The 15,630-nt window shown below is 74.0% G+C and carries 10 protein-coding genes; 9 read left to right on the forward strand and 1 reads right to left on the reverse strand.

Features of this window, described 5'->3' with window-relative positions:
- Window positions 1-184: 184 nt before the first annotated feature.
- From O7619_RS20945 to O7619_RS20970, 6 genes are all read left to right on the forward strand, one after another.
- Entirely contained in the window at window positions 185-1,117 is a 933-nt protein-coding gene (locus O7619_RS20945; protein WP_282282908.1) for an STM4015 family protein, read from the forward strand.
- 42 nt (window positions 1,118-1,159) lie between these two features.
- Window positions 1,160-2,239 (forward strand): STM4014 family protein, encoded by a 1,080-nt coding sequence (locus O7619_RS20950; protein ID WP_282282909.1) that lies wholly within the window; start codon window positions 1,160-1,162, stop codon window positions 2,237-2,239.
- Window positions 2,227-3,030, forward strand: a complete 804-nt coding sequence (locus O7619_RS20955; RefSeq protein WP_282282910.1) for an STM4013/SEN3800 family hydrolase — start codon at window positions 2,227-2,229, stop codon at window positions 3,028-3,030. The genes O7619_RS20950 and O7619_RS20955 overlap by 13 nt, the downstream gene beginning before the upstream one ends.
- Window positions 3,027-4,352 carry an STM4012 family radical SAM protein gene (locus O7619_RS20960; protein ID WP_282282911.1) on the forward strand — a complete coding sequence of 442 codons (1,326 nt, stop codon included), beginning with the start codon at window positions 3,027-3,029 and terminating at the stop codon, window positions 4,350-4,352. Before O7619_RS20955 ends, O7619_RS20960 begins: the two co-directional genes overlap by 4 nt.
- Window positions 4,349-5,218 (forward strand): STM4011 family radical SAM protein, encoded by an 870-nt coding sequence (locus tag O7619_RS20965; RefSeq protein WP_282282912.1) that lies wholly within the window; start codon window positions 4,349-4,351, stop codon window positions 5,216-5,218. The genes O7619_RS20960 and O7619_RS20965 overlap by 4 nt, the downstream gene beginning before the upstream one ends.
- A 262-nt stretch (window positions 5,219-5,480) precedes the next feature.
- Window positions 5,481-6,935, forward strand: coding sequence for an arabinofuranosidase catalytic domain-containing protein (locus O7619_RS20970; RefSeq protein ID WP_282282913.1), 1,455 nt, complete (start codon window positions 5,481-5,483; stop codon window positions 6,933-6,935).
- A 59-nt stretch (window positions 6,936-6,994) separates the two neighbouring features.
- Here O7619_RS20970 and rph read toward each other — a convergent pair whose 3' ends face one another.
- Window positions 6,995-9,592, reverse strand: a complete 2,598-nt coding sequence (rph, locus tag O7619_RS20975; RefSeq protein ID WP_282282915.1) for a rifamycin-inactivating phosphotransferase — start codon at window positions 9,590-9,592, stop codon at window positions 6,995-6,997.
- Between the two features lie 223 nt (window positions 9,593-9,815).
- Between rph and O7619_RS20980 the strand changes: the two genes are divergently transcribed.
- The 3 genes from O7619_RS20980 (at window position 9,816) to O7619_RS20990 (ending at window position 15,523) form a co-directional block, all read left to right on the forward strand.
- Window positions 9,816-10,919, forward strand: coding sequence for a DUF4037 domain-containing protein (locus O7619_RS20980; protein ID WP_282282916.1), 1,104 nt, complete (start codon window positions 9,816-9,818; stop codon window positions 10,917-10,919).
- Window positions 10,920-11,072: 153 nt separating this feature from the next.
- On the forward strand, window positions 11,073-15,227 hold the full coding sequence (locus O7619_RS20985; RefSeq protein ID WP_282282917.1) for a SpoIIE family protein phosphatase: 4,155 nt from the start codon (window positions 11,073-11,075) through the stop codon (window positions 15,225-15,227).
- Window positions 15,224-15,523: an STAS domain-containing protein gene (locus tag O7619_RS20990; protein ID WP_282282919.1), complete on the forward strand. Its 300-nt coding sequence runs from the start codon at window positions 15,224-15,226 to the stop codon at window positions 15,521-15,523. The genes O7619_RS20985 and O7619_RS20990 overlap by 4 nt, the downstream gene beginning before the upstream one ends.
- Window positions 15,524-15,630 lie beyond the last annotated feature (107 nt).

Consider the following 15,630-nt stretch of genomic DNA (forward strand, 5'->3'; position numbering starts at 1 on the left):
ACCAGCGCGGCTCGCCCGGAGAGCCTGTGCTGCGGATGCCCTGCCATCGACTGTGAGCGATAACATGCCCCGCGTCAAGTCCGGCGGAGCATCCGAGTACGCCCGCCGGCGGTCGACCGACCGTCGTGTCGGGGCAGCCTGTTACGGTTCCGCCGCCCTTGCCGCTGCCGCACCGGAGGTTGGTGTGATCAACTCTCACGTCTCGTCGTTCGCCGGGTTGCCGGTGCTGCCGTTCACCCCGGGGGCCCCGCTGCCGGCGGATCCGTCCGCCGTGGCCTGGCGTCTGGAGGTCGAGGAGTTCGACGCCGATCCGGCCGAGTTCGCCGGCCTGCTCGCCGCCATGCTGAACGAGGTGCCGGCGGAGGCGGTACGGGCCGTGGTGGTGGGCGAGTGGGGCGAGGCGTACGAACGCCCGTTGCCGGTGGACCTGCTTGTCGACGCGGCGCGGCGGTGGACCGGGCTGCGGGCGCTGTTCCTCGCCGACCTCGTCGCCGAGCAGTGCGAGATCTCCTGGCTCACCCACGGCGACGTCACCCCGCTGCTGGCGGCCTGCCCGGCGTTGGAGGTGCTGGGCATCCGCGGCGCCCAGGGCCTGCGGCTGGAGCCGGTCCGGCACACCGGGCTGCGCGAGCTGCGCATCGAGTCGGGCGGCCTGCCGGGCGCGGTGGTGCGCGCGGTCGGGGAATGCGACCTGCCGGCGCTGCACCGGCTCGACCTGTGGCTCGGCGTCGCCGACTACGGCGGTGACGCCACCGTCGACGACCTGGCGACGGTGCTGGCTGGCGACCGGCTCCCGGCGCTGCGGCACCTCGCGCTGTGCAACGCCGAGCACGCCGACGCGATCGCCGCGGCGGTGGCCGACGCGCCGGTCGTCGACCGGTTGGAGGTCCTCGACCTGTCCATGGGCGTGCTGGGCGACGCCGGCGCGGCGGCGCTGCTGGCCGGTCGGCCGCTGACCCACCTGCGCCGGCTCGACCTGCACCACCACTTCCTCTCCGACGAGGTGGCCGCATCGGTGGTCGCCGCGCTGCCGGGCGTCGAGGTGGACGTCACCGACCCGCAGACCGCCGACAAGCACGACGGCCGGTTCTACTACTTCACCGCGGTCGGGGAATGACCGCCGCCGGCCGCTGCCCGCGCGAGCGGAAACGGCTGTGACATGCGGCTGACCGTCGTGGGTAACCCCGCCAACCGGCGGGTGGCGATGTTCACCCGGGCGGTGCGCGGCGCGGGCCTGCCCGCCCCCGACGTGCTTCCCTGGGCCGACGTGCTGACCGGGGCCGCGCCCCCGCCGGCCGGCGCGGTGGTCCGGGTGGACTCGGCGGGCGAGGACCCGACGGTCGACCGGTTGCTACGGGGTGCGCCCACCGCCGCCCGCCACGGTGAGCTGGTCGGTCTCGCCGACGCGTACGCCGGTCTGGTCGCCGGCCTCGCCCGGGTCGCCGCCGGCGGCGCGGAGCTGCTCAACGCGCCGGCGGACGTCGCGACGCTGTGCGACAAGCGACGCTGCCACGCGGTGCTGTCGGCGGCCGGCGTACCGGTGCCGGCCGCGCTGCCGCCGGTCACCGGCTACGCCGCGCTGCGCGAGGCGATGGCCGCCGCCGGCTGGCCCCGGGTGTTCGTCAAGCCGGCGCACGGCTCGTCGGCCGCCGGGGTGCTCGCGCTGGCGGTCGGCCCGCGCGGCGTGCGGGCCGACACCACGGTCGAGCCCACCCCGGACGGGCTGTTCAACTCGCTGCGGGTGCGCCGCCTCACCGACGAGTCGACGGTCGCCGCGATCGTCGACCGGTTGGCGCCGGACGGGCTGCACGTCGAGCGGTGGCTGCCCAAGGCCGGTCTGCGCGACCGGGTGGTCGACGTGCGGGTGCTCGTGGTCGCCGGCCGACCCACGCACGCGGTGGTCCGCGCCGCCCGGGGGCCGCTGACCAACCTGCACCTCGGCAACGCGCGCGGCGACCTCACCGAGCTGCGGGCGGCGGCGGGGCCGGCGGCCTGGTCCGCGGCGATGGAGACCTGCGAGCGGGTGGCCGCCTGCTTCCCCGGCTCGCTGCACGTCGGTGTCGACCTGATGTTCCGCACCGGGTGGCGCCGGCACGCCGTCGCCGAGGCCAACGCGTTCGGCGACCTGCTGCCCGGCGTGGTCGCCGACGGCCGGGACAGCTACGCCGAGCAGGTGCACGCGCTGACGAGCGGCCGGTGGCGGCGGTGGCGGGCGGAGGTGGCCGGGTGCGCGGCCTGATCGGCAGCCACGACCTGCTCCTGGTCACGCTCGACACGTTGCGCTACGACGTGGCGGCCGAGCTGGCCGCGGCGGGGCGCACGCCACGGTTGGCGCGGGCGCTGCCCGGCGGCCGGTGGGAACGGCGACACACCCCCGCGAGCTTCACCTACGCCGCCCACCACGCCTTCTTCGCCGGTTTCCTGCCCACCCCGACCGCGCCGGGGCGGCACGAGCGGCGGTACGCGGCGGCGTTTCCCGGCAGCGAGACCGCCGGCCCCGACACGTGGGTGTTCGACGCGGCGGACCTGCCGACCGCGCTCGCCGGCGCCGGCTACCACACGCTCTGCCTGGGCGGGGTGGGCTTCTTCAACCGGCGCAGCCCGCTGGGGTCGGCGCTGCCCGACCTGTTCGCCGAGGCGCACTGGGAGCCGGAGTTCGGGGTCACGTCCCCCACCTGCCTGGACGCGCAGCTCGACCGGCTGGCTGAGGTGCTGGCCCGGCTGCCGGCCGGTCGGCCGCTGTTCACCTTCCTCAACGTCGCCGCCCTGCACCAGCCCAACCGGCATCACCTGCCCGGCGCCGAAGCCGACAGCCGGGCCACCCACGCCGCCGCGCTGGAATACGTCGACGGGCGCGTCGACCGGCTGTTCCGCCTGGTGACCGGCCGGGGCCGCCCGGTGTTCACGATCGTCTGCTCCGACCACGGCACCGCGTACGGGGAGGACGGCCACACCGGTCACCGGATCGGCCACGACGTGGTGTGGACCGTCCCCTACGCCGACTTCGTCCTGCACCCGGGAGCATGGTGACAAGCACCGATGAGAGCCTCGACGGCTCCGCCTACCAGCAGTACCTCTACGCCTACCCGCACAAGACCTCCTACCGGCCGCTGCGTCCCCGGCCCCGGCTGGCCGACGTGTGGCGAGCCGAGGCACGCGAGGCGCTCTTCCTCTACCTGCACGTGCCGTTCTGCGAGATGCGGTGCGGCTTCTGCAACCTGTTCACCCGCGCCAACGCGCCGGCCGAGCAGGTCACCGCCTATCTGCGGCAGCTCCGCCGGCAGGCCGGGCAGGTCGCCGAGGCGCTCGGCGGCGACGCCGGGTTCGCGCGCGCGGCGTTCGGCGGCGGCACCCCCACCTACCTCACCGCCGACGAGTTGACCGAGCTGTTCGCCATCGCCACCGGCCCGCTCGGCGCCGGCCTGCCGGGCGTACCGCTGTCGGTCGAGACGTCGCCGGCCACCGCGACCCCGGACCGGCTCGCGGTGCTCGCCGCGCACGGCACCACCCGGGTGAGCATCGGCGTGCAGAGCTTCCTCGAGGTGGAGGCGCGCGCCGCCGGCCGGCCGCAGCGCCGGGTCGAGGTGGAGGCGGCGCTGGCGGCGATCCGCGCGGCCCGGGTCCCGGTGCTCAACATCGACCTGATCTACGGCATCGACGGGCAGACCGCCGACACGTGGCGGCAGAGCCTGGACGCGGCGCTGGCCTGGCGCCCGGAGGAGTTGTTCCTCTACCCGCTCTACGTCCGGCCGCTGACCGGCCTGGGGCGACGTGCGCACGCCCGCGCCGACTGGGACGCCGAGCGGCTGGCGCTCTACCGGCAGGCGGTGGAGACGCTCGGCGCGGCCGGCTACCGGCAGGAGTCGATGCGTCAGTTCCGCCGCGCCGACGCGCCGACGCCGGACGGCCCGGGCTACCGCTGCCAGGACGACGGCATGGTCGGCCTGGGCTGCGGCGCCCGCTCCTACACCACCGCGCTGCACTACTCCTTCGACTACGCGGTGAGCGTCACGCAGGTCCGCGCGGTGCTCGACGACTACCTCGCCCGCCCCACCGAGGATTTCGCGCACGCCGAGTTCGGGTTCCGCCTCGACGGCGCGGAGCAGCGTCGCCGCTGGCTGTTGACCTCGCTGCTGCGCGCCGAGGGCGTCGACGCCGGCGCCTACCGGGCCCGTTTCGGCCGTCCGCCGTCCGACGACTTCCCGCAGCTCGGCCGGCTCGTCGAGCGGGGCTGGGCCACCGACGGGGGGCTGCGGCTCACCGCCGCCGGGCTGGCCCGCTCCGACGCCGTCGGCCCGTGGCTCACCTCCGCCGAGGTGCGGCACGCGATGACCGGGTACGCGCTGCGGTGAACCTGTCGATCCTCTACCGGGGGCCGTTGGCGAGCTGCAACTACGACTGCCCGTACTGCCCGTTCGCCAAGCGGCGCGATCCGCCGGAGCTGCTGCGCGCCGACCGGACGGCGCTGGCCCGCTTCACCGACTGGGTCGCCGCGACCACGGACGTCCGGTTGTCGGTGCTGTTCACGCCCTGGGGCGAGGCGCTGACCCGCGGGTGGTACCGGGACGCGATGGTGTCGCTGTCCCACCTGCCGCACGTCGACCGGGTGGTGGTGCAGACCAACCTGGCGGCCCGGGTCGACTGGCTGGCCGACGCCGACGCCGGCGCGGCGGCGTTGTGGACGACCTACCATCCCGGGCAGGTCGACCGGGCGCGGTTCCTGCGTCGCTGCGCGCGCCTGACCGAGTTGGGCATCCGCTACTCGGTCGGGGTCGTCGGCCTGCCGGAGCACCTCGACGAGGCGCGGGCGCTGCGCGCCGCGTTGCCGCCCGCCGTCTACCTGTGGGTCAACGCGGCCGAGGGGCGCCGCTACACCGCCGCCGAGGAGGCGGTGTGGACCATCCTGGACCCGCACTTCGGGCACAGCGTCCGCCCGCACCTGTCCCTCGGGCAGCCCTGCCACGCCGGCGAGACGGCCGTCTCGGTGCTCGGCGACGGCACGGTCCGGCGCTGCCACTTCATCCCCGAGCCCATCGGCAACCTCTACGACGGGTCGTGGCGGGCCGCTTTGCGGCCACGGGCGTGCGGCAACGCGATCTGCGACTGCCACATCGGATATGTCCACCTCAAGCCGCTCGGCCTCCGCGACGTCTTCGCCGGCGGGGTGCTGGAGCGCATCCCGGCCGCCTGGCCGCCGCCGGCCGAGGCACCGCGCTGACCGGCGCGACGCACCGTTGACATCCACGCAATGTTAACGCAAACATAGACGGGTGCGCCTCCCAGGGAGGCCATCGGGAGCTTGCCACCTCGCACCACCGCCGGTCCAGGGCAGACCGGCGCCGTTCGACGCGCATGGCTGAAGGGCCGCCGGGATCGACACCCGGCCGCTCCCGGAGCGCGATCCACATCGGACGACGCATGTGAGCGTTAAACCGTGGTCAGCCGGGCGTGCCGTCCCCCTCACGGACCGGGAGGTCCCCGTGCCACTCACCAGCCGTTCCCGCCGACGCTGGGCGTCGATCGTCGCCGCCGCCGCGCTCACCCTCACCGCCGGCCTCACCGGCACCCAGCTCGCGTCCGCCGCCGCGGCCGGCTGCTCCGTCACCTACACGGTGTCCTCGTCCTGGCCCGGCGGCTTCGGCGCCAACGTCACCGTCACCAACCTCGGCGACCCGGTCAGCAACTGGCGTCTGACCTGGACCTTCACCGCCGGGCAGACCGTCACCCAATACTGGAACACCGCGCTGACCCAGACCGGCGCCGCCGTCACCGCCGCCAACGTCTCCTACAACGGCGCGATCCCCACCGGCGGCAGCACCACCTTCGGCTTCAACGGCGCAGCCACCGGCAGCAACCCCATCCCCACCAGCTTCGCCCTCAACGGCACCACCTGCACCGGCGGCGTCAGCACCCCACCGACGACCGCGCCACCGACAAGCACCCCGCCCACGACGCCACCACCCACCACCCCGCCGCCGACCACGAACGGCCCCTGCGACATCTACGCCGCCGGTGGCACGCCCTGCGTCGCCGCGCACAGCACCACCCGCGCGCTCTTCGGCGCCTACAGCGGCCGGCTCTACCAGGTACGCCGCTCCTCCGACAACGCCACCCGCGACATCGCCACGGTCAGCGCCGGCGGACCCGCCAACGCCGCCGCGCAGGACTCCTTCTGCGCCAACACCACATGCGTCATCACCTGGATCTACGACCAGACGACCCGGGGCAACAACCTCGGCTACCAGGGCTCCGGCGGCATCGGGGGCGCGGTCCAGCCCGCCGTGGCGAACCGCGAGTCGGTCACGGTCGGCGGGGCCAAGGCGTACTCGCTGTTCATCCCCGGCAACAGCAGCTACTGGCGGGACGGCCGGGCCACCGGCATCCCCACCGGCAGCGCGCCCGAGGGCATGTACATGGTCACCAGCGGCACCCACGTCAACAGCGGCTGCTGCTTCGACTACGGCAACAGCGAGACCACCCGGCGCGCCGACGGGGCCGGGGCGATGGACGCGATCAACTTCAGCACCAGTTGCTGGTTCGGCGGCTGCTCCGGCAACGGACCCTGGGTGCAGGCCGACCTGGAATGGGGTCTCTACCCCGGCGGCAGCCAGTCCTGGAACCCCAACCAACGCGCCTTCACCAGCAAGTTCGTCACCGCCACGCTGAAGAACAACGGCACCAGCCGGTTCGCCATCAAGGGCAGCAACGCCCAGTCCGGCAGCCTCTACACGCTCTACGACGGGTCGCTGCCCCGCGGCTACAGCCCGATGAAGAAGCAGGGCGCGATCATCCTGGGCAGCGGCGGCGACTGCTGCATCGACAACCGCAACCAGAGCGTCGGCACCTTCTACGAGGGAGCCATGGTGGCCGGCTATCCCTCGGACGCGACCGAGAACGCCGTCCAGGCCAACGTCGTGGCCGCCGGCTACCGCTGAGCCGACCCGGCCGCCGTCTCCCGGGCGGGGGCGGCGGCGGCCGGGTCCTTCCGGACGGCTCAGGGCAGGAGTTCGACGTACCCGCCGGAGCCGTGCACCCGGATCCGCCGGCCGTCCCGGATCAGCCGGGTGGCGCCCGGCACGTTCACGACGGCCGGCAGGCCGTACTCCCGGGCGATCACCGCGCCGTGGGTCATCTGGCCGCCCACCTCCGTCACCAGTCCGGCCACCGCGACGAACAGCGGCGTCCAACTGGGGTCGGTGTGGGTCGTGACGAGGATGTCGCCCGGGTCCAGGTCGGCCCGGGCCAGGTCCAGCACGACCCGGGCCCGCCCCTCGACCGTCCCGTGCGAGACCGGCAGGCCGACCAGGGCGCCGCTCGGCACGTCGCCGCGGCGGTACGCGCCGGTGAGCGCCTCGCCGTCGGAGGTGAGCACGCGGGGTGGCGTCAGCGCCTGGTGTGCCCGGAACGTGTCCGCGCGCTCACGGATCAGCCGCCGGTCCACCCGCCGCGTGCGCACGGCCTCGCGGAACTCCGGGAAGGTCAGGAAGAAGACGTCCTCCCGGTCGGCCAGCACCCCGGCCCGCACCAACGTGTCGGCCTCCGCCATCAGCGCCTGCTTGTAGACGAGGTAGCGGCTCACGATGCCGTACTTCGGGTACTCCCGGTAACCGATGAAGGTCCGGACCCGGTCGATCATCCGCCGGGCACGCTCGGCCTTGTCCGCCCCGTCCGGCAGCGCCCGCAGTCGCGTCAGCACCTCCCGGGCCTTCCGCTCCGCCGCCTGCCGGCCCTGCTCGAAGCGCCGGGCGGCGGCGCCGGGCGGGAAGTTCCGGACGTGGTCGAGGATCAGCGGTACGAGGGTGCTCGGGCGCTCGCTCCACCGCGGCCGGGTGATGTCGATCTCGCCGACGCAGCGCATGCCGTACCGGTCGAGGTAGGCCGCGATGGCGTCGCGCGCCTCGACCCCGCCGGGGAGCTTCGGCAACCCGTCCAGGAAGTCGTCCCCGTCGACGTCGCGCAGGAACGCCACCACCTCCGGGTACGGGCGGATGACGTCGGCGACGTCGAGCAGCGCCAGCCCCATCTCCGAGGTGACGTTGCCGGGGGCGGACAGCGTGAGCGTGTCGGCGGCGTTCGGCTCGCCCAGCCACTCCCCCAGGTTGTCGTTGAGCCACCAGGTGGCTTCCATGCCCGCCATGATCGCCTGGATGCTCAGCGGGTCGGTGAGCACCCGCTTGTGTTCCTCGAACGCCTCGGTCAGGAAGTCGAACAACGCCGGCCCGGACCGGGTCCGGATGTCGCGCCGCAGCGCGGCGACGCTGTCCCGGCTGCCCTCGACCAGCGCCGTGACGATGGCCGGATCCGTGTCGATCGTCGCCGGCGGCAGCCCGGCCGGCGGACCGGCGGGACCCGGGTCCGGAAGCGTCGGCACGAAGTCGTCGCGCTCCAGGATCGTCTCCAGCGCGTCCCGGGTCAGCGGGTCGGACCGCGTCATCAGGTCCAGGAAGGCGGCGCGGCCGGTCGGCGTGGCCAGGTGCCGGGTGGCGTCGACGAACAGCCGGCTCCCGGCGGAACGCATGGGCGCCATGGCGGTCAGCCGCCACATCGACAGCCCCAGCGGCTTCATCGCGTCGGTCATCATCTGCTGGTGGCCGACCGACAGGTAGACGTGGTTCTGCCCGTCGTCGACCGCCGGGACGGGGAACAGCGTGGTGATCGGTCGGCTCTGGAGGATCTGGAAGTCGCCGTCGACCAGGCCCCACTCGATGTCCTGCGGGCGACCGAACCGGGCCTCGATCAGCCGGCCGAGCCGGACCAGCCGCAGGACCTGCGCGTCGGTCAGCGCGGGCTGCTCCTGGCGGGCCGGGTCGACCGTCTCGATCCGCGTGCCGCCACCGGGCACGGCGCGTACGGCCCGCCGCTTGGCGGCGATCGTCCGGCGCACGATCGCGCCGTCGCGCACCGCGAACACGTCCGGACTCACCAGGCCGGAGACCAGGGCCTCGCCGAGGCCGACGCCGGCGTCCACCGAGGCGACCCGCCGGTTGCCGGTGACCGGGTCGGCGGTGAACAGGATCCCGGCCGCCTCCGGCAGGACCATGCGCTGCACCACCACGGCCATCCGCACGGCCCGGTGGTCGATGCCGTGGCGGAGGCGGTAGGTCACCGCCCGCTCGGTGAACAGCGACGCCCAGCACCGGCCGACGTGGGCGAGGATCGCGGCCGGACCCACCACGTTGAGGTAGGTGTCCTGCTGGCCGGCGAACGACGCCGTCGGCAGGTCCTCCGCGGTGGCGCTGGACCGGACCGCGTAGGCGGCGTGCTCGCCGAGATCGGCCAGGGCGCGGATGATCGCCGTCGCGACGTCGTCGGGAACTGCGGTTCCCTCGACGGCGCGGCGGATCTCCGCGCTGATCGTGCGGACGGCCTCCCGGTCGTCCGGCCGGGTGCGGCAGAGCTGGTCGAGCCGGTCGTCGAGCGCCGGCACCTCGGCCGTGGCCCGCCGGAAGGCGTCGGTGGTCACGCAGCAGCCGGCGGGCACGCTCACCCCGTCGATCCGGGACAGCGCCCCGAGATGCGCGCCCTTGCCACCGACGACGGCGACCTGCCGCTCATCGATCTCGTCGAATCCGACCACGTAGCGTCCGGTCATTCCGTGCCCCCGTTTGCCCAGGTGAACCGCGTCCGGCCGACGATTCTGCGGCACCACCCAGGTCTTGCCGCAAGCCCCCGGGTGCGATATACGTTAGAAGTGGCAGGAAGCGGTCTCCCTGCCTTTTCCGTGTGCGGCGCGGCCTTTTCTGGGTGCGGCGCGGTCGGCCTCCGACGAGGAGCAGCGGAAAATCCGTCGCCGGCGTCCGGCCCGCGTTGCGAGAATGCCGAGCGTGCCCGTGGACTTCATGCCCGGCGTCGAGCTGTCCCGCCGGCTTCACGACGACGCGGTCCGGCCCCTGCTGTCTCGTCATCTGCCCGACCTCACCTACAGCGCGGCGTTGATCGGCACCGGGTCCGAGGTCCTCGGCTTCGACACCCGGCGGTCCACCGACCACGACTGGGGTCCGCGGCTGCACCTGTTCCTCACCGCCGATGATCTCGCCCGCCACGGCGCCCGGGTCGACGACCTGCTCGGCGAGCGGCTGCCCGCCACGATCGCCGGCTATCCCACCAGCCTGGTCCCCAGCGAGCACGGCACCCGGCACCTGCGCCACACCGCCGGGCCCGTCCAGCACGGCGTCGTGATCGCCGAGCTCGGCGACTGGCTGACCGGCCACCTCGGCTTCGACCCGCTGACCGGCGTCACGCCGGAGGACTGGCTCGCCACGCCCACCCAGACCCTGGCCGAGGTCACCGCCGGCGCCGTGCACCACGACGGACTCGGCGTCCTGGCCGCGGCGCGACGCGCGCTGGCCTGGTATCCCGACGACGTGTGGCGCTATGTGCTGGCCTGCCAGTGGCAGCGCGTCAGCCAGGAGGAACCGTTCGTCGGCCGCTGCGGCGAGGTCGGTGACGAGCTCGGCTCGGCCGTCGTGGCCGCCCGCCTCGTCCGCGACCTCATGCGCCTGCGCCTGCTGATCGACCGGGCCTACCCGCCCTACAGCAAGTGGCTCGGCACCGCCTTCGCCCGCCTCCCCGATACCGGCCGGCTCGCCGCCACGCTGGCCGCAGCCCTGGCCGCCGACAACTGGCGCGACCGCGAGCGTCACCTCGTCACCGCCTACGAGACCACCGCCGCCCGGCACAACGACCTCGGCCTGACCGCGCCGGTCGACCCGCGTACCCGGCACTTCCACGGCCGGCCCTTCCGCGTCCTGCACGCGGAACGCTTCGCCCGGGCGCTGATCGACGCCATCGGCGACCCCGCCCTGCGCGCGCTGCCGTTGACCGGCGCCATCGACCAGTTCGTCGACAGCACCGACGTGCTCGGCCACCGCACCCGCAGCCGTACGCTCACCGCCGCCCTCTACCCGCTCGACCGGTAGCCACGCGCCGGCGCGACCCGCCGCTTGCGGGCGTACGGCCGAACTGTGGCGCTCCCGACCCGGGCCGGCGGCATGGCGGGGACGCCGTCGGGGCAAGAACCCACCGGCATGGCTGATGGGGCACGACGCGAGACGGTGAGGGAGACTCAGGCGATGACCGGCGCTGGCACCGACCCGCGGAGACGGGCCGACGTGTTCGCCGTCGACGGTGAGATCGGTCCGGACCTGGCCCGGGTCGACTGGTCGGGCCATCCGCTGGGGCAACCCGGCGACTGGCCGCACAGCCTGCGCACGGCGGTACGCATCCTGCTGTCCTCCCGCTTCCCCATGTGGATGGCCTGGGGACCGGAGCTGACCTTCTTCTGCAACGCCGCCTACCGGCGCGACACGCTGGGTCGCAAGTATCCGTGGGCGCTGGGCCGGCCGGCGAACGAGGTGTGGGCGGAGATCTGGGACGACATCGGCCCGCGCATCGACACCGTGCTGCGCACCGGCGAGGCGACCTGGGACGAGGGGTTGCTGCTGTTCCTGGAGCGCTCGGGCTACCGCGAGGAGACCTACCACACGTTCTCCTACAGCCCGCTGCGCGACGACGGCGGGGCCCTGGTCGGGATGCTCTGCGTGGTCAGCGAGGAGACCGAGCGGGTGATCGGCGAGCGGCGGATGGCCACGCTGCGGGACCTCGGCTCGGACCCGAGCGTGATCCGCACCGAGCAGGAGACGCTCGCGTTCGCCGGTCGGCAGTTGGCGCGTAACCCGCAGGATCTGCCGTTCACGTTGACGTACCTGTTCGGCGACGACGGGCAGGCGCGGCTGGCGGAGGCGACAGGTGTCGCCGCCGGCCACCCGGTGGCCCCGGCGACGCTGTCGCCGGACGCCCCCGGGGCGCTCTGGCCGGTCCGGGCCCTGACCGAGGGGGAGTCGGTCCGGGTGCCACTGGACGGCGGCGTGTTCGCCGAGCTGCCGACGGGCGGCTGGCCGGACCCGCCGACCGAGGCGCTGCTGGTGCCGCTGCGCCAGCAGGGCGGCACGCCGTACGGGTTCCTGGTGGCCGGGCTCAACCGCTACCGGGCCCTCGACGACGGCTACCGCGGGTTCGTGGAGCTGACCGCCGGGCACGTGGCGACCGGGATCGCCAGCGCCCGCAGCTATCAGGCCCAGCAGCGGCGGGCCGAGGAACTCGCCGAGCTGGACCGGGCCAAGACCGCCTTCTTCTCCAACATCAGCCACGAGTTCCGCACCCCGCTCACGCTGATCATGGGCCCGGTGGACGAGCTGCGCGGCCGGCTCCGGGACGCCGACGAGCCGGTCCGCGAGGAGCTGGAGGTCATCCGCCGCAACGGGTTGCGCCTGGGCAAGCTGGTCAACAGCCTGCTCGACTTCTCCCGCATCGAAGCCGGCCGGATGCAGGCCCGCTACCAGCCGGTGGACCTGGCCGCGGTGACCGCGGACCTGGCCAGCGTCTTCCGCTCCGCGATCGAGCGGGCCGGCCTGTCCTTCGAGGTCGACTGCCCGCCCCTGCCGCAGCCGGTGCACATCGACCCGGCGATGTGGGAGAAGGTGGTGCTCAACCTGCTCAGCAACGCGCTGAAGTTCACCTTCGACGGCGCCGTGCGGGTGGCGCTGCGCGCCGAGGGCGGGCAGGCCGTGCTGCGGGTCGCCGACACCGGCATCGGCGTCGCCGAGGACGAGATGCCCCGGCTGTTCGAGCGGTTCCACCGGATCGAGAACGCCCGGTCCCGCTCCGGCGAGGGCAGCGGGATCGGGCTGGCGCTGGTCAAGGAGTTGATCGGCCTGCACGGCGGCACCATCAGCGCCACCAGCGCGCCCGATCGCGGCACGGAGTTCACGGTCCGGCTGCCGTTCGGCGCCGCCCACCTGCCCGGCGACGCCATCGCCCCGGCCGACCCGGGCCGTCCGCCGGTGTCCGCCGAGTCGTTCGTGCAGGAGGCGCTGCGCTGGTTGCCCGACGACCCGACCTCCGAGGTGGTCCCGGAGGACCCACCGCATGTCGACGGTCCGACGCCGGCCGTCCACGGGCAGGTGTCCGCCCGGGTCCTGGTCGCCGACGACAACGCCGACATGCGCGAATACCTCACCCGCCTGTTGCGCTCCGCCGGCCACCGGGTGCAGGCCGTGGCGGACGGGCAGGCGGCGCTGAACGCCGCCCGTGCCCACACGCCCGACCTGGTGGTCAGCGACGTGATGATGCCCCGGCTCGACGGCCTGCGGTTGGTGACGGCGCTGCGCGCCGACCCCCGGACGGCCGGCACGCCGGTGCTGCTGCTGTCCGCCCGCGCCGGGCAGGAGGCCTCGATCGAGGGGTTGGAGGCCGGCGCCGACGACTATCTGGTCAAGCCGTTCCCCGCCGCCGAGTTGCTGGCCCGGGTGCGGGCGAACGTAGAACTGGCCCGGCTGCGCAACCACCACGCCCGCTGGCGCACCGCGCTCGTCGACTCGTTGCAGGAGGCGTTCTTCGTCTGCGACTCCGACGGCTCGGTCGTCGAGATCAACGCGGCGTTCACCGACATCCTCGGCTACGGCCCCGAGGGTCTTCCCTACCCACCGGTGCAGCCGTGGTGGCCGGACCCGGAGGCCGAGCCCGAGGCGCACCGTCAGGCGTCCGCCGCGTTCTCGGTGCTGCTCGGCCAGAGCCAGGGCACCTACACCGTGCCGGTGACCCACCGCAACGGGCACCGGCTCTGGATCGCGGCGTCGTTCAACCAGGTCGATGATCCGGAAACCGGGCGCCGGGTGATCGTGGGGACGTTCCGCGACGTGACCGCCGACCACTACGCCGTGCAACGCGAGACCGCCCTGGCCGGGGTGAGCGTGCGTCTGTCCCAGGCGGACGACCTGGCCGACGCCCTGCACGGGGTGCTGGACGAGATGCGCAGGCTGTGGCGGGCCACCGCCGTGGTGACCGCCGTCTTCGGCGACTCCGCCGTGCCCGAGGTCTTCGCGACCGACCGCGCGCTGCGCTGGGAGGCGCTACCCGACGAGCGCCGGCAGGCGCTGCTCGCGCTGCGGGACACGCCGCTGCTGACCCCGGTGGCGACCCGGGCGCACGGCGCCGGCATCGCGGTGGAGCACCCGTACGGCACGATGGGGCTCTGGATCGACCTGGGCGAGAAGCGGCCCTTCACCGAGCAGGACCAGACGCTGCTGGCGCTTCTCGCCGGTCACCTCGGTCAGGGCCTGCACCGCGTGCACCAGATCGACCAGCAGCGCGAGACCGCGCTGGCGCTGCAACGGGCGATCCTCGGCCCGGCCCAGTTGCCGTCCGGCTTCGCCGTGCGCTACTCCCCCGCCACGCTTCCGCTCAAGGTCGGCGGCGACTGGTACGACACGGTCGAGCTGCCCGACGGGCGGATCGGCATCGTGGTCGGCGACTGTGTCGGCCACGGCCTCCAGGCCGCCACCGTGATGGGGCAGTTGCGCAGCGCCTGCCGGGCGCTGCTGCTCCAGGACGCCAGCCCGGCCCCGACGCTGATGGCCCTGGACCGGTTCGCCGCCCTGCTTCCGGGCGCGCAGTGCGCCACCGTCTTCTGCGGCGTCCTCGACCCGGCCACCGGGCTGCTGCGCTACTCCAGCGCCGGACACCCACCGGCCATCGTGGTGCGCGCCGACGGCACCCCCCAGTTCCTCGACCGGGGCCGCTCCCGGCCGCTCGCGGTGCGCACCGGGCGGGAACGCCCGGAGGCGGAGGCGGTCGTGCCGGCCCGGGCCACGCTCATGCTCTACACCGACGGTCTCGTCGAGCGCCGCCGCCAGCCGTTGACCGCCGGCATCGACCGGGTCACCACCGCGATCCAGGAGGGCCGGAGCATCCCGGTCGAGGCGCTGGCCACCGAGGTGATGGAGCGGCTCACCCCGGACGGCGGGTACGACGACGACGTGGCCCTGCTCCTCTACCGCCATCCGGGTCCGTTGGAGCTTGACTTCCCCGCCGAGTCGACCCGCCTGGCCGAGGTCCGCACCGCGCTGCGCGGCTGGCTGGACCGGTGCGGGCTCGCCCCGGCGTACTCCTACAACGTGCTGGTGGCCGCCGGTGAGGCGTGCGCCAACGCGATCGAGCACGGCCACCGGGACAGCCCCGGCGGTCGGATCCGGCTCCGCGCCGCCGCCACCGCCGACGCGCTGCGGCTGAGCGTGACCGACAGCGGGCGCTGGCGGGAGCAGAATCGGCCCGCCGACCCGAGTCGCGGTCGGGGGCTGGCGCTCATGCGTGCTCTCATGGACAGCATCACCGTGACGCCGGGAGCCACCGGCACGACCGTCGACATGCAGGCAAGGATCATCCGATGAGCACGGCCCTGACGCTGACCACGAGCAACGGTCCCGACGGCGCGCGCGTACTGACCGCGGTCGGCGAGATCGACCTGAGCAACGCGGCCACCTTCGCCGCCGCGCTCGACGACGCCCTCCGGCCCGACGGGGAGCCTCTCGTGGTGGACCTGACCGAGGTGGAATATCTGGACAGCGCCGGCCTGGCCGTGCTGTTCCCGCACGCCGAGCGCATCGCGCTCGTCGCCGGCCCGGTGCTGGAGCCCCTGCTCACCATCTCCGGGCTCGCGGACCTGACCACCGTGCGGAGTCGCTGACCCGCGTCGACGCGCCCGACGCCTCTCGGAGTTTCAGGCTCATCGATGTTAACGTTAACCACGATGGCCTCGCTCGACGCTGATACATAAGATGTTTGCGTCGATCT

Source organism: Micromonospora sp. WMMD998 (genome assembly GCF_029581235.1).
Lineage (GTDB): Bacteria > Actinomycetota > Actinomycetes > Mycobacteriales > Micromonosporaceae > Micromonospora.